14 protein-coding genes and 1 riboswitch are annotated in these 17,844 nt (G+C 62.9%); of the genes, 10 read left to right on the top strand and 4 right to left on the bottom strand.

Annotated elements, in window-relative coordinates; translation table 11 throughout:
- Nucleotides 1-424: 424 nt before the first annotated feature.
- Nucleotides 425-781 carry a VOC family protein gene (locus tag J2Y48_RS24205; RefSeq protein ID WP_310423819.1) on the bottom strand — a complete coding sequence of 119 codons (357 nt, stop codon included), beginning with the start codon at nt 779-781 and terminating at the stop codon, nt 425-427.
- Nucleotides 781-1,194: an SRPBCC family protein gene (locus J2Y48_RS24200; RefSeq protein ID WP_310423816.1), complete on the bottom strand. Its 414-nt coding sequence runs from the start codon at nt 1,192-1,194 to the stop codon at nt 781-783. Before J2Y48_RS24200 ends, J2Y48_RS24205 begins: the two co-directional genes overlap by 1 nt.
- A gap of 477 nt (nt 1,195-1,671) precedes the next feature.
- On the opposite strand from J2Y48_RS24200, the gene ccoG reads away from it, so the two are divergent.
- The 6 genes from ccoG (at nt 1,672) to mgrA (ending at nt 9,056) form a co-directional block, all read left to right on the top strand.
- Nucleotides 1,672-3,258: a cytochrome c oxidase accessory protein CcoG gene (ccoG, locus tag J2Y48_RS24195; RefSeq protein ID WP_310423813.1), complete on the top strand. Its 1,587-nt coding sequence runs from the start codon at nt 1,672-1,674 to the stop codon at nt 3,256-3,258.
- Nucleotides 3,255-3,758 (top strand): FixH family protein, encoded by a 504-nt coding sequence (locus J2Y48_RS24190; protein WP_310423810.1) that lies wholly within the window; start codon nt 3,255-3,257, stop codon nt 3,756-3,758. The genes ccoG and J2Y48_RS24190 overlap by 4 nt, the downstream gene beginning before the upstream one ends.
- Nucleotides 3,755-6,064 (top strand): cation-translocating P-type ATPase, encoded by a 2,310-nt coding sequence (locus J2Y48_RS24185; RefSeq protein WP_310423807.1) that lies wholly within the window; start codon nt 3,755-3,757, stop codon nt 6,062-6,064. Before J2Y48_RS24190 ends, J2Y48_RS24185 begins: the two co-directional genes overlap by 4 nt.
- A complete protein-coding gene (gene ccoS / locus J2Y48_RS24180; protein ID WP_310423803.1) occupies nt 6,061-6,243 on the top strand; it encodes a cbb3-type cytochrome oxidase assembly protein CcoS in 183 nt (60 codons plus the stop codon). The genes J2Y48_RS24185 and ccoS overlap by 4 nt, the downstream gene beginning before the upstream one ends.
- Nucleotides 6,244-6,420: 177 nt before the next feature.
- Nucleotides 6,421-7,857 carry an NADP-dependent phosphogluconate dehydrogenase gene (gene gndA / locus J2Y48_RS24175; protein ID WP_310423800.1) on the top strand — a complete coding sequence of 479 codons (1,437 nt, stop codon included), beginning with the start codon at nt 6,421-6,423 and terminating at the stop codon, nt 7,855-7,857.
- A gap of 167 nt (nt 7,858-8,024) precedes the next feature.
- Nucleotides 8,025-9,056 carry an L-glyceraldehyde 3-phosphate reductase gene (gene mgrA / locus J2Y48_RS24170; protein ID WP_310423797.1) on the top strand — a complete coding sequence of 344 codons (1,032 nt, stop codon included), beginning with the start codon at nt 8,025-8,027 and terminating at the stop codon, nt 9,054-9,056.
- Nucleotides 9,057-9,191: 135 nt separating this feature from the next.
- On the opposite strand, the gene J2Y48_RS24165 is transcribed toward mgrA, so the two are convergent.
- Nucleotides 9,192-11,120, bottom strand: coding sequence for an LTA synthase family protein (locus tag J2Y48_RS24165; protein ID WP_310423794.1), 1,929 nt, complete (start codon nt 11,118-11,120; stop codon nt 9,192-9,194).
- A gap of 251 nt (nt 11,121-11,371) precedes the next feature.
- On the opposite strand from J2Y48_RS24165, the gene J2Y48_RS24160 reads away from it, so the two are divergent.
- From J2Y48_RS24160 to bluB, 4 genes are all read left to right on the top strand, one after another.
- Nucleotides 11,372-13,048: an NAD+ synthase gene (locus J2Y48_RS24160; RefSeq protein ID WP_310423791.1), complete on the top strand. Its 1,677-nt coding sequence runs from the start codon at nt 11,372-11,374 to the stop codon at nt 13,046-13,048.
- A gap of 17 nt (nt 13,049-13,065) precedes the next feature.
- Entirely contained in the window at nt 13,066-13,890 is an 825-nt protein-coding gene (locus tag J2Y48_RS24155; RefSeq protein ID WP_310423788.1) for a hypothetical protein, read from the top strand.
- Between the two features lie 171 nt (nt 13,891-14,061).
- Nucleotides 14,062-15,600: a GGDEF domain-containing protein gene (locus J2Y48_RS24150; protein ID WP_310423785.1), complete on the top strand. Its 1,539-nt coding sequence runs from the start codon at nt 14,062-14,064 to the stop codon at nt 15,598-15,600.
- 11 nt (nt 15,601-15,611) lie between these two features.
- Nucleotides 15,612-15,870, top strand: a riboswitch (cobalamin riboswitch).
- Between the two features lie 44 nt (nt 15,871-15,914).
- Nucleotides 15,915-16,601: a 5,6-dimethylbenzimidazole synthase gene (bluB, locus tag J2Y48_RS24145; protein WP_310423783.1), complete on the top strand. Its 687-nt coding sequence runs from the start codon at nt 15,915-15,917 to the stop codon at nt 16,599-16,601.
- A gap of 7 nt (nt 16,602-16,608) precedes the next feature.
- Here the strand turns inward: bluB and J2Y48_RS24140 are convergent, their stop codons facing one another.
- Nucleotides 16,609-17,664 carry a DUF2865 domain-containing protein gene (locus J2Y48_RS24140; protein ID WP_310423780.1) on the bottom strand — a complete coding sequence of 352 codons (1,056 nt, stop codon included), beginning with the start codon at nt 17,662-17,664 and terminating at the stop codon, nt 16,609-16,611.
- Nucleotides 17,665-17,844 lie beyond the last annotated feature (180 nt).

The raw sequence follows: 17,844 nt of genomic DNA, 5'->3' as shown, positions 1-17,844 counted from the left end.
GCCGCTCAGATCGGGGCTGATCGTCGTGCCGCGCGGCCGCTTGAAGTGACATTTCTACTTTGCGCGCCGGCGGACAATTCAACCTGGCTGCCACATGTCGTGTAGCCGCAAAGTTAGTATGTCCTGAAACTGCAAAGTAAGAGTGTCACACTCCCCGCGTTTGATGACGTGGAAGATTGCGGCCAATTTAGCCAAGGTGCGCTGGCGGAGATCGTCACTGCCGTCGAGCAGATAGATGAAGATGTTGCTGTCGACATAGATTCGTCGCGCCATCACGTCTCGCCGCGGACATCAGCGATTTGGCGCAGCACCTCTCTCTCGGAAAGATGGTGTCTGTATTTGTCGGTCTGCTTCAGGATCGACTGTAGCCGCTGCATTCGCGGCGACCGCTCCCTGCTTTCTTCCGCCGCGGCGTCTCGCGCGCCTACCGGTCCGACCACACCGCCAACTCGTATCCATCCGGGTCGGCAAAGTGGAAGCGCCGTCCGCCGGGGAACGGGAAAATCGCCTTGACGATCCGGCCGCCGGCCTTCTCCACAAGGCCAGCGGCGTCTTCAAGATCGTCGGCAAAAAGAATCACCAGGGGTCCGCCGGCGGCGTTCACCGGCGCCAGCGTCGTGAAGCCGCCCGTCAGCCGGCCATCCTGGAACTCGCAGTATTGCGGGCCGTAGTCCGTGAAGGTCCAGCCGAAAGCACCGCCGTAGAAGGCTTTCGATCGGGCGATGTCGGCCACGGTGAACTCGATATAGTCAATCTTGCGGTCCTTGCCGGTCGCGCCCATCACCTGTCTCCTTGTGTTTCCAGCAGCTCTTTCAGTGTCTCGAGATCACGCGCCACCTGTGCGGCGTCCATTTCGAATGCCGCGTCATCCATGCCAGGCAGGCGAAGCAGGGTGAACATCACCTCTGCGCCGTCGCCGTTGGGCACGACCCGCAGCGCATTGTGGATGACCTGCCCGTCCGGCATCGTGACGGTGTGATCGATCACACCGAAATCGTTCTCCGGGGCAAAGCGAACACGAACTTGTCCGATCGACCCACCATCGGCGATCCAGTCGGCGCCGTCCGGTGCCAGGCCGGACGCGAGGCCCGCGGCCCAACGCGGCATCTTCTCCGGCCTCGAGGCGAAGGCATAGACCTGGCGCCAATCACGGGCGATCGAGCGGTGGATGATTCGGGCGGGCAGGGTGGCCATCGTCGCGTTCCTTTCAAGTTGCAGCATAGGAGACGACGCACGTCGGTTGAAGAAAATTCGACCACGCGACCGAGCGTATCGGCGCAATTCGGCTGTGTCATTCCCAAGTAGAGCGCATTTGCGCCCGGCTTGCGATTCGTCTCTCGCGTCAGGTCGGCTTTCATCCGACCTCTCCAGAGGCGGGAAATCTCGCCTGCGAGGTGGGGGCCGGAAATGGCCTGCTGTTTGATCCGCACCAAGGACACCGATTCGTGCGTCGGCAAGGATCGGCGTGACCTCGCCGTGGCCGATTATGCGGTTGCTTGAGTAATGAGGGGACGCAGCCGCAACGGCTGTTCACGCCTGGAGCGATGGCGGTCGCGCCTGCGGCGGATTTGTCGCATGCCACTTCGGCCGCTGCGGCCGTAATAGTTGATTTAAGTCAAGGAGGCCTCAGGATACGGGGCGCACAAGGTTACCGAAGGACGGTGCCGCTCGATGAATATTTACAATGCTCTAGAACCCAAGACGGAGCCCGCCATCGAGCGGCTCGAGGCCGAGGCGGTCAACTCCGCCAAACACCGCAAGCCACTCTACGAGAAGCGGCGGAAGATCTTTCCAAAGCGCGCGGAGGGCCAGTTTCGGCAGTTCAAGTGGATCGTGATGCTGGTGACGCTCGGCATCTACTACCTGACGCCCTGGATCCGTTGGGATCGCGGCGCTCATGCGCCGGATCAAGCGGTGCTGATCGACCTGGCCAATCGGCGCTTCTACGTCTTCTTCATCGAGATTTGGCCGCAGGAGTTCTTCTTCGTGGCCGGCCTGCTTGTGATGGCGGGTTTCGGGCTGTTTCTGGTCACGTCGGCGGTCGGTCGGGCCTGGTGCGGCTACGCCTGTCCGCAAACCGTGTGGGTCGACCTGTTCCTCGTCGTCGAGCGGGCGATCGAGGGGGACCGCAATGCGCGGATCAAGCTCGATGCCGGTCCATGGACGCTGGATAAACTACGCAAACGGGTTGCCAAGCACGTCGTATGGCTCGCCATTGCGGTTGCCACCGGCGGCGCCTGGATCTTCTATTTCGCCGACGCACCAGAACTGCTCAGAAGCTTCCTCACGTTTGATGCGCCGCCTATCGCCTATATTACCGTCGCCGTGCTGACGGCGACGACCTACGTTTTCGGTGGACTGATGCGCGAGCAGGTCTGCACCTATATGTGCCCCTGGCCGCGCATCCAGGCTGCAATGGTGGACGAGAATTCCCTGGTCGTCACTTACAACGACTGGCGTGGCGAGCCGCGCTCGCGCCACTCCAAGAAGGCCCTCGCGGCCGGCGAAAGCGTGGGTGACTGCGTCGACTGCAACGCCTGCGTCGCCGTCTGTCCGATGGGAATCGACATTCGCGACGGACAGCAGCTGGAATGCATCACCTGTGCCCTGTGCATCGATGCCTGCGACAGCGTCATGGACAAGGTCGGCAAGGAGCGCGGGCTGATCGCCTACGCGACCCTCTCGGACTACATGGGCAACATGGCGCTCGCCACCGATGGCGGTGCGGGGCCGATCGATCCCGCGCGCGTTCGCAACCAGACGGACGGTACCCTTTCGGACAAGGTGCGCCACTTCAACTGGCATGTGATCTTCCGCCCCCGCACGATCTTCTACCTGGTGGTTTGGTCGCTTGCGGGTCTGGGGCTGATTTTCGCGCTTGTTTCGCGCGACCGCCTGGGGCTGAATGTCATTCATGATCGAAATCCGCAGTATGTGCTCGAGTCGGACGGTTCGATCCGCAACGGCTACGAGGTCAAGCTTCTGAACATGATCCCGGAGCCCCGCATCATCACTCTCTCGATCGAGGGGATGCCGAATGCGACGATGCGCATTGCCGGTCACGACAGCCCCGACAGCCGTCATTTCAACATCCCGGCATTGCCGGACAAGGTGACGGCGCTGAAAGTGTTCGTGACGCTGCCGAAGGAATTCGGCGCAGAAGCAGATGGCGGTTTCCGGCTCGTGGCCGAAGATAAGCCGGGCAACGAGCACAGCGCCTATGACGCCAACTTCAATGTTCCAGGAGGTACGCGATGAGCCGGACTGCGAAGACCCCAAAGGCGCCGTTCACATTCACCGGATGGCATATGCTGGGTGTGATGCTGCTGTTCTTCGGCACGATCATCGCCGTCAACCTCGTGATGGCGTGGAACGCGGTCAGCAGCTGGAGCGGTCTGGTGGTACAGAATACCTACGTCGCCAGCCAGCAGTTCAACGGCAAGGTGGCGGAAGCGAAAGCCTTTGCCGCCAGTGGATTGGCGGGCTCGCTCCAGATCGCCGACGGCCAGGTCAGCTATCAGCTGCGCGATGCCGCGGGCGCCCCGGTGGCAGCCGACGCCGTCACGGTCACATTCAAGCGCCCCGTCGACGAGCGGGAGGACTTCCGGCTCACCCTTGTCGAAGACGGTGCGGGGAACTACGCTGCCAAGCGCGATATGGCAGGCGGACAGTGGATCGCCGACGTCACCACCGTTCGGGGCGGCGAAACGATCTTTCATCAGACGATCCGTCTTGTCGTTGCGGGAGAGAAGCCATGAGTTGCTGTGCCCCCGGTACCGAAGGCGCCCTCGACGGCGCGGCGGCCTTGGGAGCCACGCCATCGGCGGAAGAGCTTCTGCTTGCGAGCCGGGATCTCGGCGAGGGGCTGCGCCAGACGGATCTGAGCGTTCCTGCGATGCACTGCGGCGCCTGCATTTCGACGATCGAAAATGCACTGACGGAGTTGGCCGGGATCGAGAGCGCGCGCGTCAACTTGACGGCGAAACGCGTGACGGTGCGGTGGCGCGCGGGGCAGGGCTTTGATCCGCAGACGATCGTGACCGCAATTACCTCGACCGGATATGCAGCGCATCTGTTCACGGCTCAGCTTGCCGGCGACGATGAGTTGCGCAATCAACTGATACGGGCTGTGGCGGTGTCGGGCTTTGCGGCCATGAACATCATGCTGCTGTCGGTGTCCGTCTGGTCCGGAGCCGAAGCCTCGACCCGGGACATGTTCCACTGGATCTCGGCCTTTATCGCCGGTCCGGTGCTGCTCTATGCCGGCCGCTTCTTCTTCCGCTCCGCCTGGGGCGCCCTGAAGCACGGCCGCACCAACATGGACGTGCCGATCTCGCTCGCCGTCACGTTGTCCTATTTTGTCTCGCTGTGGGAGACGATCCATCACGCCGAGCACGCCTGGTTCGACGCGACGGTCACGCTGCTGTTCTTCCTTCTGATCGGCCGTACGCTCGATCACGTCATGCGAGATCGCGCCCGCTCCGCAATCACAGGCCTCGCCCGGCTGTCGCCACGCGGTGCCATGGTGGTATCGGCCAACGGTGCAAGGGAATACCGGCCGGTCGAGGAGATCGCGGTTGGGGACCAGCTTTCGGTTGCCGCCGGTGAGCGGATCGCCGTCGATGCGCGCGTCGTCACGGGGACGAGCGACGTGGATCGTTCCCTCGTCAGCGGCGAGAGTGCACCTGTTACGGCCCGCCCGGGGACCCAGCTGGAGGCTGGTGTCATGAACCTCACCGGGGCGCTCGTGGTCGAGGCGACCGCAGTGGCGCGCGAATCCTTCCTCGCCGAAGTGATCGGCCTGATGGAGGCTGCCGAAGGCGGGCGCGCCCGCTACCGTCGCCTTGCCGACCGTGCCGCCGCCTACTACTCGCCGGTCGTGCACCTGCTCGCCCTCATTTCGTTCTTCTGCTGGGGCTTCTACGACGGCGATTGGAAGCACGCGATGCTCGTTGCCGTTGCCGTGCTGATCATCACCTGCCCGTGCGCGCTCGGCCTTGCCGTGCCGGTCGTGCAGGTCGTGGCCGCTGGCCGCCTGTTCAGCAATGGCGTCATGGTCAAGGACGGTTCGGCGATGGAGCGGCTTGCCGAGATCGACACCGCGCTGTTCGACAAGACCGGAACGCTGACCATGGGGACGCCACGGTTGGTCGGGCGCACGTCCGCCGTTGAAGGTGCCGGTGACAGGCGACCGACCGCACAACCGTTCGCCATCGCTGCGGCGATCGGCGGGCACTCACGCCACCCGCTGTCGGGCGCACTGGCCGCCGCCTACACCGGACCCTTGCCGCAGTTCCAGACCGTCACGGAGATTCCCGGCTGCGGGCTCGAGGCCGTGGCGCCCGAAGGGACGTACCGGCTTGGCAATCGTGCCTTTGCCTGCGGTGTTGACGATGACGGGAACGATGGCGCGGCGACGTCGGAGGTCGTTCTCTCGCTCGATCGGCGGCCGCTCGAAACCTACAGTTTCGAGGATAGGCTTCGGCCGGCTGCGCGAAACGCGATAGACAGTCTACTCCATCAGGGTGTCGAAGTCGGCATCCTCTCCGGCGACCGGCCGGCTCCCGTCGAGCGGGTCGCGTCGATGCTGGGTGTCGAGCGGTGGCGCGCCGCGCTCGCACCGCGGGACAAGACGGAGGCCGTGACGACGTGTGCCGAATCCGGCCGCAAGGTGCTGATGGTCGGGGACGGCATCAACGATGCACCGGCACTTTCAGCCGCGCATGTGTCGATGGCGCCGGCAACTGCCGCCGACATCGGTCGGCAGGCTGCAGACCTCGTCTTCCTGCACAATGGGCTTGACTCGGTTTCCTTTGCGCTGGAGACGGCGCGCAAGGCCAGCAGCCTGATCCGGCAGAACTTCGCGCTGGCGATCGGCTACAACGTCATCGCGGTTCCGATCGCGATCTTCGGCCATGCGACACCGTTGATCGCCGCCATCGCCATGTCGACCTCCTCGATCATCGTGGTGGGCAATTCGTTGAGGCTGAGGGGCAAGGCGCCTGCGGCGGCAGACAATGCCGTGAAGCAGGCACCCTCTGTCGGAATGGCAAGGCCCGCATGAGCACGCTGGTCTATCTGATCCCGATTGCGCTTTCTCTTGGTGGACTTAGCCTTGCGGCCTTTCTGTGGTCGATCAAGAGCGGTCAGTACGAAGACCTAGACGGCGCGGCCTGGCGTGTTCTCGACGATGGAGATGGCGCGACAAGGCATGGAGAACAGCCGGACGATCGTCGGGCGTGATGGCCCATCGAGGCCTGACGACACACTTGTCCTTGTCGTAAATCGATTTGAGTGCGAAAACCACGACTACCGAAGTCGGGATGCTTCAGTCCCGCGCTTCGAGCAGTCGGGCGTGCGCATTTTCGGAGGGTGCTTTTGCATCCGGCGATGCGTCCATTTTCATACGGAGGTAAGACGGTGGTACAGGCGGAAATCGGTTTGATCGGTCTCGGCGTCATGGGATCGAATCTGGCGCTCAACATCGCCGAAAAGGGCAACAGGGTCGCGGTCTTCAACCGCACCGTCGCCCGCACCCACGAGTTCTATCAGGAGGCCGGGGCGCTGCAGGACAACATCGTGCCCTGTGACACGATCGAGGAGTTCGTCGCCGCCATCCGGCCGCCGCGGCCGATCATCATCATGATCAAGGCCGGCGATCCGGTCGATCAGCAGATGCAGCAGTTGAGGCCGCTTCTCGAGAAGAACGACATCCTGATTGACGCCGGCAACGCCAACTTCCGCGACACGATGCGCCGCTTCGATGCACTCAAGGACACCGGCCCCACCTTCATCGGCATGGGCGTTTCCGGGGGCGAGGAGGGCGCGCGCCACGGCCCCTCGATCATGGTCGGCGGCACGGAAGAATCCTGGAAGCGCGTCGAGAAGGTGCTGACGTCGATTGCTGCGCAATACAATGGCGAGCCGTGTGTCGCCTGGCTCGGCGAGAACGGTGCGGGCCATTTCGTCAAGACGATCCACAACGGGATCGAATACGCCGATATGCAGATGATCGCTGAAATCTACGGCATCCTGCGCGATGGCTTGAAAATGAGTGCCGGCGAGATCAGCGAAGTCTTCGCTGACTGGAACAAGGGGCGCCTGAACTCCTACCTGATCGAGATTACCGCGAAGGTTCTGGAGGCTGCCGATCCCATCAGCGGCAAGCCCATCGTCGATGTCATCCTCGACCAGGCCGGCCAGAAGGGCACCGGCAAGTGGTCCGTCATCGAGGCACAGAACCTGGGCGTTCCCGCAACCGCGATCGAGGCGGCCGTGGCCGCGCGCGGTATCTCCTCGATGAAGGTCGAACGCGAGGCGGCGCAGAAGGTTCTTGGCCTTCCAGCCGTGGCGCCGCTGTCGGTTTCCGACAGGGCGGCGTTCATCAAGGATCTTGAGCTCGCATTGCTGGCCGCCAAGATCGGCGCATATGCGCAAGGCTTCGCGGTGATGGCGGCCGCGTCGAGGGAGTTCAAGTGGAACCTGCCGATGCCGACGATCGCCAAGATCTGGCGGGCTGGCTGCATCATCCGCTCGCAGTTCCTCGACGAGATCACCACCGCCTTCACCAAGAACCCGGATGCAGTCAACCTGATCGTCACGCCGGCCTTTGCCGCCATGCTCGAGGAAACCGACGCTGCGCTGCGTCGCGTCGTATCGACGGCTGTCCTCGGCGGGCTACCCGTGCCGGCGCTCGCCTCCGCGCTCGGCTACTTTGACAGCTATCGTCGCGGGCGCGGCACGGCCAACATTATCCAGGCGCAGCGTGACTTCTTCGGGGCGCATGGTTTCGACCGCGTCGATGGCGCCGACAGCCACCACGGCCCCTGGGGCAGCGGGCTTGGGGCCGGCGCCTGACGGATCGTTCCGGCAGCACCATGTGCACCGAGCCTGCCGCCTTCGGCATCGCGGAGGCATGGGCGTTGCTCAAGAGGATGTGCGAGCCGACGCGTTTCAATTGCCGCTTGTGGGACGCCCCCGGGCGGCGGTATCCATGGCAACGAAATAATCTGAGGGAGTGAACGATGGCTTGGCAGCCCGCGGAAAACCGTTACGACATCATGAAGTACAACCGCGTCGGACGCTCCGGCCTTAAGCTACCGGCCGTCTCGCTCGGCCTGTGGCATAATTTTGGTGGTGATACGCCACACGAGCGGAAGGTCGACATGTGCCGGACGGCCTTCGACCTCGGCATCACCCATTTCGATCTCGCCAACAATTACGGCCCGCCGCCCGGTTCGGCCGAAACGGCGTTCGGCGAAATCCTCCGCACTGATTTTGCCGGCCTGCGCGACGAACTGATCATTTCCTCCAAGGCCGGTTACGACATGTGGCCCGGTCCCTATGGCGAATGGGGCAGCCGCAAGTATCTGATCGCCTCCTGCGACCAGAGCCTGAAGCGCATGGGCCTGGACTATGTCGACATCTTCTATTCGCACCGCTTCGACCCCGAGACGCCGCTGGAGGAGACCTGTGCCGCGCTCGACCACATCGTCCGCTCGGGCCGCGCGCTCTATGTCGGCATTTCCTCCTACAACTCACAGCGCACGCGCGAGGCGGCGGCGATCCTGAAGGATCTCGGAACGCCCTGCCTCATCCACCAGCCGAGCTATTCGATGCTCAATCGCTGGGTCGAGCGAGACGGCTTGCTCGACACACTCGATGAACTCGGCATCGGTTCCATCGTCTTCTCGCCGCTCGCGCAGGGCATGCTGACGACGAAATATCTCGGCGGTATCCCGGGCGACAGCCGCGCGGCACAGAACCATTTCCTCAAGAAGGATTTCATCCGCCCGGAGATCATCGATAACGTCCGCAAGCTCAACGAGATCGCCGAACGCCGCGGCCAGACGCTGGCGCAAATGGCGATCGCCTGGGTTCTGCGCGGCGACCGTGTCACCTCGGCGTTGATCGGCGCGAGCCGTGCCGCCCAGATCGTCGATTGCGTCAAGTCGCTGGAACGTGCTGATTTCACCGCCGAGGAACTGGCGGAAATCGACGGTTACGCGCGCGAAGCCCACATCAACCTTTGGACCCGGTCAGCCGAACTCGAATAGTCGTACGGTCCCGACCCGCAGCCGACATGCCTTTCGACTTGGGCGACTGCGCCTACTGAAAGGAAAATGGCCCAAATACCAAAGAACCCTCGTTGTCCCTGGAAAACGAGGGTTCTTTTTGTCTATGTCCGGTCGTCAGGATGCCGCGCCGACAACGCCCGCATGCGAGGGGAAGAAGCGCTCGAGACCGCGGCGCTTGCCGAACAGGATGTCGTGCTGCAGGAGCCGATAGTCGCGAATGAGCGGATCGATGTTCTTCTTGCGCGACCAGTCCGGTGTTGCTTTGCCGTCGTCGCCGATCAGCTGGTAGCGGTCGATGACGTCATACTGTTTCTGAACACGACCGAGAAAGCCGGTGTAGTAGGGGTGCTCGAAACCCGCCTCCGTCAGGATGTGGTAGGGCAGCAGCGCCGGGCTGATGGTGCCGATGTCCTCCTTCACGCCGGTCTTGTTGGACCAGACGATGAGCGGGGTTTCGTGCTCCTGCTTCATCTGCTCGACCGAGCCGCGGCGGGAGGCGGTTACATTGTTCATGTAGCCAGTCGCCGTATAGACGGTGTTCAGCGGCGGCAGGTGGTCGCCGAAGACGATGATGATCGTCTCGCGGTCGCGGTTGCTCGCCCAGTCCATCAGCGTCTTCAGGCTGTCATCCGCCTCCTTCACGCCCTGGGCATAGGTAGAAAGTGCCTGCCGGTCGGCAAAGGGCAGGTCACCTTCGACCTTGATCGTGTTCTTCGCATACCGGTTCGGCTCATAGGGGCCGTGACCCTGCAACGTTACGGCGAAGAAGAAGAACGGATCTTGCTGTGCATCGGCCTGGCGAATGATCTCGTTCGTCAGCGCCTCGTCGGAGGCGAAAATACCCCGTTTTGTCATGACAGGCATCGTCTCTTCGGTGCGAAAGGTCTCGAAGCCAAAGGACTTGTAGACGGAGGTACGGTTCCAGAACCAGCCGGCGAAGGGGTGAATGGCACGCGCGGTGTAGCCCTCGCCGCGGAAGAACGTCGCAAGTGACGGGATCGGATTGCGCACATACTGCTGGTAGGGAATGCTGCCGGTTGGCAGGAAGGCGTTGGAGAAACCGGTCAACGCCTCGAACTCCACGTTCGCCGTCAGTCCACCGAACTCCGGAGAGAAGACCGCGCCGGTCGTGTTCTCGCGAATGACGGGCATCGGGTCAGGGGAGAGTTTCAGGCTCGGCAGGCGCGTCGGATCCCATAGCGACTCGCTCATGACCACGATCACGTCGGGCTTGCTGCGGTGGTTGGTCCCTGCGGGAAGCGGCTCCTGCTGAATATGGTCGATCGCGTCGCCCGAGTAGCCGGCCGGAGCCTTGACGTTCGCCATCGGCAGGTTGATCGCAAAGGCGAGCATGAAGCCGTTGTGGCGATAGTTCTCCGCCTGGTCCCACATGATCGGGAAGACGTGCAGACGATCGCGGACCCAGGAAAACTGGTTGTAGTCCATGATCGAGGAGAAGCCTGCCAGCAGCGGAACGGCGATCGCCAGCCGCAGGGCGCGCTCCTTCAGGGTCAGCGGCCGAAACCGCTTCCAGGCAAAAATCCAGACCGAGACGAGTGCGGCGATGGCTGACAGCGAGCCGATTCCGACGGCGACAGCTGTCCACGGCCGATCGCGAACCAGCGCCGGCATCAGTTCCATGATCTGGCGGCCGAACAGCAGGTCGGTGGGATAGAGCGGATCAGTCAGGAAGATCTGCTTCTGCTCGGAGATGAAGGCGAGAAGGATCGCGATCGGCGCCAACACCAGCACCGCCTTGTGCTGGCGGCCGATCAGCGCGTCAAAACCGAGAAAGGCAAGAAGGAACAGGCCGCAGGTGGTCCATCCGGGCTGCGCATAGGTCGTCAGGAAGGTGATCGTGGCACTGGTCGAATTGCGTGTGATCAGTTCGACGGCGGCGACGGTCGCGACGGCGAGCAGCACTGTCAGGCCAACGGAACCCAGCACCGCCATCGTCTTTGCGACGCGGGCGGGATGACCTGTGTCGACGGTAAACCGCTTTTCGACGGCGGTTGCCGTGACGGCAGAACTTACAAGGGTCACGCGTTACTCCAGGCTTCATAAAAGTGTCGTCTCTCTGTCATATCGCTGTCACCTTGAACAGGGGATGAATAGTCGCGCCGGCCGCCGGCGGGACCTCGCTGGCCGTCAGATCGCACGATCCGGCCGCGTCGCCTGACGCGCCCTTGCGGAAACGAAAACCCTTCATTTTCAAACCAGCGATCATCCTTTAAACAGCGTCTTGAGACCGCCCGTCGTGATGACGCCCGGGCGAGTGCGGATCGAGGGCAGAGATGAACGAGAACAACAACAGGACGACGCTCCGGATTGCGGTTGCGCAACTCAACCCGACGGTCGGGGACGTCGCCGGAAACCTGGCGAAAGCGCGCGAGGCGCGTGCCGATGCCGCCCGTCAGGGAGCGGATCTGCTGCTTCTGACGGAGCTGTTCATTTCCGGCTATCCGCCGGAGGACCTCGTTCTGAAGCCGGCGTTCCTCAAGGCATGCCATGCTGCCGTCAATGCACTCGCCGCTGATACCGCCGATGGTGGTCCGGGCGTCGTCGTCGGTTTTCCCCGCCAGGGGGCGACCGGCCGGCACAATTCCGTCGCCGTGCTCGATGGGGGGCGCATCCTTGTGTTCCGCGACAAGCTCGACCTGCCGAACTACGGCGAGTTCGACGAGAAGCGTGTGTTTGTCGAAGGCGCGATGCCCGGTCCGGTTAATTTCCGCGGCGTTCGGCTCGGCATTCCGATCTGCGAGGAGATCTGGAACGACATGGGCGTATGCGAGACGCTGGCAGAAAGCGGAGCGGAAATCCTGCTGGTGCCGAACGGTTCGCCCTACTATCGCGGCAAGGTCGACGTGCGCCACCAGGTGGCGCTGCGACAGGTGATCGAGACAGGGTTGCCGATGGTCTTTGCCAACCAGCTCGGCGGACAGGACGAACTCGTGTTCGACGGGGCGAGCTTTGGCCTGAATGTCGACAAGTCGCTCGCCTTCCAGATGAGCCAGTTCGAGGAATCGGTCGCGCTCGTCACGTGGAAGAAGGAGAACGGCACCTGGCGCTGTGACGGCGGGCCGATGGCCAAACTGCCCGAGCAGGAGGAGGCCGACTACCGCGCCTGCATGCTGGGGTTCCGCGACTACGTCAACAAGAACGGCTTCAAGAACGTGGTGCTCGGACTTTCCGGCGGCATCGATTCAGCGATCTGTGCTGCGCTCGCCGTCGATGCGCTGGGGGAGGAGCGGGTGCGCTGCGTGATGCTGCCCTATCGCTACACCTCGCAGGAGTCGCTGAGCGATGCGGCCGCCTGCGCAAGGGCGCTGGGCTGCCGGTATGACATCGTCCCGATCGAAGCGCCCGTCGTCGGCTTCATGGACGCGCTGTCCGACATGTTCGAGGGCACCGAGTCCGGCATTACCGAGGAGAACCTGCAAAGCCGTGCGCGCGGGACCATTCTGATGGCGATCTCGAACAAGTTCGGCTCGATGGTGGTGACGACCGGCAACAAGTCTGAGATGTCCGTCGGCTATGCAACCCTCTATGGCGACATGAATGGGGGGTTCAATCCGATCAAGGACCTCTACAAGATGCAGGTGTATGCCTTGTCGCGTTGGCGCAACACATCGGTGCCGCCCGGGGCACTCGGCCCCTCGGGCGAAGTGATCCCGCGCAACATCATCGACAAGGCACCGTCCGCCGAATTGCGGCCGAACCAGACCGACCAGGATTCGCTGCCACCCTATCCGGTGCTCGATGACATCCTGGAGTGCCTGGTGGAAAACGAGATGGGCACCGAAGAGATCGTCGCGCGTGGCCATGACGAAGCCACCGTCCACCGTATCGAGCACCTGCTCTACATTGCCGAATACAAGCGCCGGCAGTCGGCACCCGGGGTGAAAATCACCAAGAAGAATTTTGGCCGCGACCGGCGCTATCCGATCACCAACCGGTTCCGCGACCGATGAGGCAAAGGTGAACGACGATGCGCAGTTCGGTCGAGATACACAACATCCGGACAGGACTGACGCACGTCGTCTGGCAGACCGAGCAACTGGTGGAGGCGCCGAACTTTTCCCGGGATGGCCGGTCACTCCTCATCAATGGCGACGGCCGGCTCTACCGGCTGCCGCTCGACGGCAGTCCGCCCGTGCCGATCGACACCGGATTTGCAAACCGCTGCAACAACGACCATGGCCTGTCGCTGGACGGCCGTTGGCTGGCCATTTGCGACAAGACGGAATTCGGCAAGTCGGCCATCTATATCTTGCCTGCTGAAGGTGGAGTGCCGAGGCTCGTCACGCAAAGGCTGCCATCCTATTGGCACGGCTGGTCACCGGACGGGAGGCAGATCTGCTATTGCGGCATCCGCGACGATCTCTTCGATATCTATACGATCCCGGTTGACGGCGGCGAGGAGGAGCGGCTGACCTTCGGCGAAGGTCGCAACGACGGACCGGATTGGTCGGTCGACGGTCGCATCTACTTCAATTCGAGCCGGAGCGGGCGCATGCAGATCTGGTGCGTTCGGCTGGAAAATCGCGAGGTCGCGCGCATCACCGACAGCCAATGGGCAGACTGGTTCCCGCATCCGTCGCCGGACGGGCGACACCTGCTCGTGCTGTCCTACGATGCCGACGTGCTCGACCATCCCCGTGATCAGCGCGTCCGCCTCCGGTTGATGGATGCCGACGGCCGAAACGATCGAGTGCTGTTCGAATTGCTCGGCGGGCAGGGGACGATGAATGTGCCGAACTGGTCACCCGATGGCGACGAGTTCGCCTTTGTGCGCTACGCGCCTGCAGGTTGACGCGCTCGCGGCTCGACCACGTGACGCTTCAAAGGCCGTTCTGCAGCTTCAGATTTTAACCTTTCGGAAACCAGGCTGCTTAAGGGAATATTCCCGCTTTCTGCGCCAAAGTGCCGCGACAAAACGCACAAGGCGGCAATGCAGACCGCCGGCATGTCGGTGGGGAAAGACATGGCGAATGCTGGGGCTGAGGGTCCGGTCGCGCGCCGGAGCAGCGTCAAGATCATGATTGGTCTTGCGGCGATAGTGATCGTCGCCCTGTTCGCGTCCGCCAATTTCATGGTGCTTGACTACTCGATCCGGCAGGCGAACGATTTTGTTGCGACCTCCGAAAAGACGCTCGTTAAGAACGAGTTCCGTCAGCAGATCGAACAGGTTGTGCTTTACCAGAGCGGAATGTCCGTCTGGGATCGAGGCTTCGATGAACTGGCCGACGGCTCGTTCAGCGACGATTTCATTCGCAGGGAGTTGCGCGACTGGCTCTGGAGCGATTTCGGCTTTTCCTGGACGGTCTTCACGAAGCCGGGCGAAGAGACAGTCCTGGCCGTCCACAATCGCCATGTCGTCCGGCCGCAAGAAGCCGACCAATTGCTCTACTGGGTCAGCGACCTGACCAAACGCGCCGAAGCGGCCTACTATGCGGCGCTCAGCCGTACGCGCGATGGCTGGCTTCTTGCAAAGCCGGCCGAGAGCGGCGGCGTATTGTCGCCGACATTGGCGCAGATCAACGTCACCGGAATGCGGATGATCGACGGCACGATGAGCATCATCGTGGTGCAGTCCGTCGTCCCCAAGCGGCTTTTCATTCCGGATGCGCGCAAGAAACCTGTGCTGTTGGTCACCGTCAAGCCGATCACGGCCAAGATGCTGGTGAATTCCGAGCAGCGCCTGGGGATCCGCGATCTGGGCTTCCTGCCAATCACGACCGAGGATAGCGATCTCTTGCTCACCGGTGTCGGCGGCGACGCCTTCAACCCGATGGCTGCGTCCTGGCGCCCGAACCGCCCCGGCTCGTTCGTCTGGTCGATGGCGATGCCGCAGATCACCGCCCTGGTCGCGATCTTCGTCGTGGTCATGGGTTTCGTCGCGCTGAAGTTCGCCTCAACTGTGCGGGCCCTGGAGCGAAGCGAAGCGCGAAATGCTTATCTCGCCTGTCATGATGCGCTGACCGGCTTGCTCAACCGTTCCGGCTTTGACGACGCCATGAAAAAACTGCTCGACAAGGACACCCGTCCGTTTGCCGTCTTCGCGGTCGACCTCGATCAGTTCAAGGCCGTCAACGATCGGCATGGTCACGCAGCGGGCGACGCCGTGCTTAGGACGATCGCTTCCCGGTTTCTGGGCAGGGTCGCCGAAAAGGGAGTGGTGGCGCGCCTGGGTGGCGACGAGTTCGCGGTGCTGCTTCCCGGCATGACCGACAGGCAGGCCCTCCTCGATCTTGCCAACGGTCTGGTGCGCGACGCGCAGATCCCAATTCCGTTCGGCGGACAACTGCTGGCTGTCGGTAGCAGCGCTGGCATCGCTGTTTATCCCGACCATGGCCGGACCGTGCACGACCTTATGGTGGTTGCCGACACGGCGCTCTATACCGCCAAGAACGGTGGCCGCAACCGCGCCGTGTTTGCGTCGCCCGAGGAGGACAACGCGGCAAAAGACATCGGGATTGTCTATCCGCGACACGCCATCGTCGGCCCCGGCCTTGCATCGTAGGCACCGGCGTGCGCAAGTGTCGCCCGTCAGGTGCCCTTGCGCGAGCAGGGGAGAATCGGGAATTCGGTGGGGCTGACGCCATGCGTTCGATCTGAACGCAGACACCTTGGCAAACTCCAGCCTCGAAGCCGAAACGTGCCCAACGCTGTGACGGGGACGGCCAAGCCTGGAAGGATCTACCCTTCCGATCGCCACTGGTGTTTCAACCGGGAAGGCGGCGCGGCCGGAGGATCCGGAGTCAGAAGACCGGCCTGGCGAGATAGACCAACCCGCGCGGACGGCGGACGGTTTCATGCATTGTTGGGGAGATGACGATGCAGCCTCTGCCGAAGGACGATCTCGTCCACGCACAACCCTTTTCGCCCGCGGAGCGGGCAGCCGTATACCGTGCGATCGAAACACGCCGCGATGTGCGCGACCAGTTCCTGCCAGAACCGGTGCCCGAAGACCTGCTCGAGCGCTTGCTTCGCGCGGCACATCTGGCACCCTCGGTCGGTTTCATGCAGCCATGGAACTTCATCGTCATTCGCGATCAGGCAGTGCGTGCGCAAGCGCACGAGGCATTCGAGCGTGCCAACGAGGAGGCGGCGATGATGTTTGCCGGCGAGCGCCGGTCGCTTTATCGCTCGCTCAAGCTCGAGGGCCTCCTGAAGGCTCCGGTCAGCATCTGCGTGACCTGCGATCCGGACCGCGGCGGAGCCGTGGTGCTGGGCCGCACGCACAATCCGCGCATGGACGTATATTCGACCGTGTGCGCGGTTCAGAACCTGTGGCTTGCGGCCCGGGCGGAGGGCGTCGGCGTCGGCTGGGTCAGCATCTTTCACGACGCGGAGATTCGTGCGCTCCTGGGCATTCCCGAACGGGTCGAAATCGTCGCCTGGCTTTGCCTCGGCTTCGTCGACGAGCTCTATCGCGAACCGGAACTCGCAGTGAAAGGCTGGCGGCAACGATTGCCGCTCGACGAGCTCGTTTATGCCGAGCGGTGGGGAGAGCGGCGGTAAAGGCGGTTCAGTTCGCGCCCGCGGGGTTGCGCAGATCGATCTTGGGTTCGTCCGGGACGAAAACAGGGCCGACATTGCGCACCTTGTCCTTCTCCGGATCGTAAGGGCGTTCGATCACGACCTTTGAAGCCGCGCTGCCCACCGGATGCATGCGGATCGTCGTGACGGAGCCGGTGCTGTCCTTGATGGTTTCGGTACCCGTTGCCGGGCTGGTGTAGGCAAGCCGGCCGCAGCCACAGGCTTGCGGCTTCGGCAGGCCGCGTGTGCGATAGGCGAAGGCTGCCGGCAGTTGTCTGTAGAGCCTGCCGGTGACGGTGGAAACCATCTCGCCGCTGTCGACAGAATCGAGCGCCTGGTAGAAGAGTTCGGTTTCCGTCTGTGGACACAACCTGGCGCAGACCCTCTGGTCTCGTCGAAAGTCGAGCGGGGAAGCGCCTGAGGTTACGGGGAAGAAGCCGCCGTCGCAGGTTCTGACGCAGACCGTGCGCAATCTGCCGCCCGAACCGCCGCTGGTAACGTACCGGGTCGCCAGGCCGTCAAGCGGAAACTCGCCATCGGGCAATGGCTCTTCCGAAGCCCGGCTGGCTTGCGCCGTGCTTGGTTCGTCGCCACTGTCGCAACCGTGCGCTTCGATCGCCGCAAGGATATTGACGCGGGCTTCCTGTCCGTTTCCGGCCGACGCAAGTGCGCTGCGCCCCGCCTCGATATTCCTGAGGTTGCGTTCCATTCGTTCGACCGAGGAGGCGAGTTCGCTACATTGGCGGGCAGTCGACGTCCGGTAGACCTTGACGCTGCCCGTGCTGCAGCCAAGCTGGCGCAGACTCGCTCTCGCGCTCTGCAATTGATTGTTCTGCTCGGTGATGGCGCTGGAATAGGGGGCACCGCCGCCGGTCGGAATTTCCACATTCGTGAGGGCCGCAAGACGCGAGTGAAGATCTGCGCAGACGTCGACTGCCCGAGCCGGTACGGCCATGGCGAGGAGGAGGGCGGAGGTCGCCAGAACCATCGAGCGGCGCGAGCACAAGGACACTGCGGCGACTCCGGACAGGGGAATTGCTGGCATCACATCATCATCATACGTTGCAGGAGCGCCGGCGCAACGCGCTCATCGAAATGTGATTAATCGCCGCGCGATGGCCGTCGAAACAGCTGATTTTGGAAATCAGGTTCGCACCGCCGGGTGGAATTGATCTCGCCCCGCCCATGGTGTAGCACAGTGCATCCTATCCGATTGCGTCCACAC

This window comes from Mycoplana sp. BE70, from assembly GCF_031455855.1.
In the GTDB taxonomy this organism is placed as follows: Bacteria; Pseudomonadota; Alphaproteobacteria; order Rhizobiales; family Rhizobiaceae; genus Mycoplana.
Note: the sequence above shows the minus strand (reverse complement) of the source record. Positions and strands in the feature narration are given on the sequence as shown.

Excerpts from the sequence above, each read along its gene's own strand:
- J2Y48_RS24205 (WP_310423819.1), bottom strand. The coding sequence starts at position 781 with ATGGGCGCGACCGGCAAGGACCGCAAGATTGACTATATCGAGTTCACC.
- J2Y48_RS24200 (WP_310423816.1), bottom strand. The coding sequence starts at position 1,194 with ATGGCCACCCTGCCCGCCCGAATCATCCACCGCTCGATCGCCCGTGAT.
- ccoG (WP_310423813.1), top strand. The coding sequence starts at position 1,672 with ATGAATATTTACAATGCTCTAGAACCCAAGACGGAGCCCGCCATCGAG.
- J2Y48_RS24190 (WP_310423810.1), top strand. The coding sequence starts at position 3,255 with ATGAGCCGGACTGCGAAGACCCCAAAGGCGCCGTTCACATTCACCGGA.
- J2Y48_RS24185 (WP_310423807.1), top strand. The coding sequence starts at position 3,755 with ATGAGTTGCTGTGCCCCCGGTACCGAAGGCGCCCTCGACGGCGCGGCG.
- ccoS (WP_310423803.1), top strand. The coding sequence starts at position 6,061 with ATGAGCACGCTGGTCTATCTGATCCCGATTGCGCTTTCTCTTGGTGGA.
- mgrA (WP_310423797.1), top strand. The coding sequence starts at position 8,025 with ATGGCTTGGCAGCCCGCGGAAAACCGTTACGACATCATGAAGTACAAC.
- J2Y48_RS24160 (WP_310423791.1), top strand. The coding sequence starts at position 11,372 with ATGAACGAGAACAACAACAGGACGACGCTCCGGATTGCGGTTGCGCAA.
- J2Y48_RS24155 (WP_310423788.1), top strand. The coding sequence starts at position 13,066 with ATGCGCAGTTCGGTCGAGATACACAACATCCGGACAGGACTGACGCAC.
- J2Y48_RS24150 (WP_310423785.1), top strand. The coding sequence starts at position 14,062 with ATGGCGAATGCTGGGGCTGAGGGTCCGGTCGCGCGCCGGAGCAGCGTC.
- bluB (WP_310423783.1), top strand. The coding sequence starts at position 15,915 with ATGCAGCCTCTGCCGAAGGACGATCTCGTCCACGCACAACCCTTTTCG.
- J2Y48_RS24140 (WP_310423780.1), bottom strand. The coding sequence starts at position 17,664 with ATGCCAGCAATTCCCCTGTCCGGAGTCGCCGCAGTGTCCTTGTGCTCG.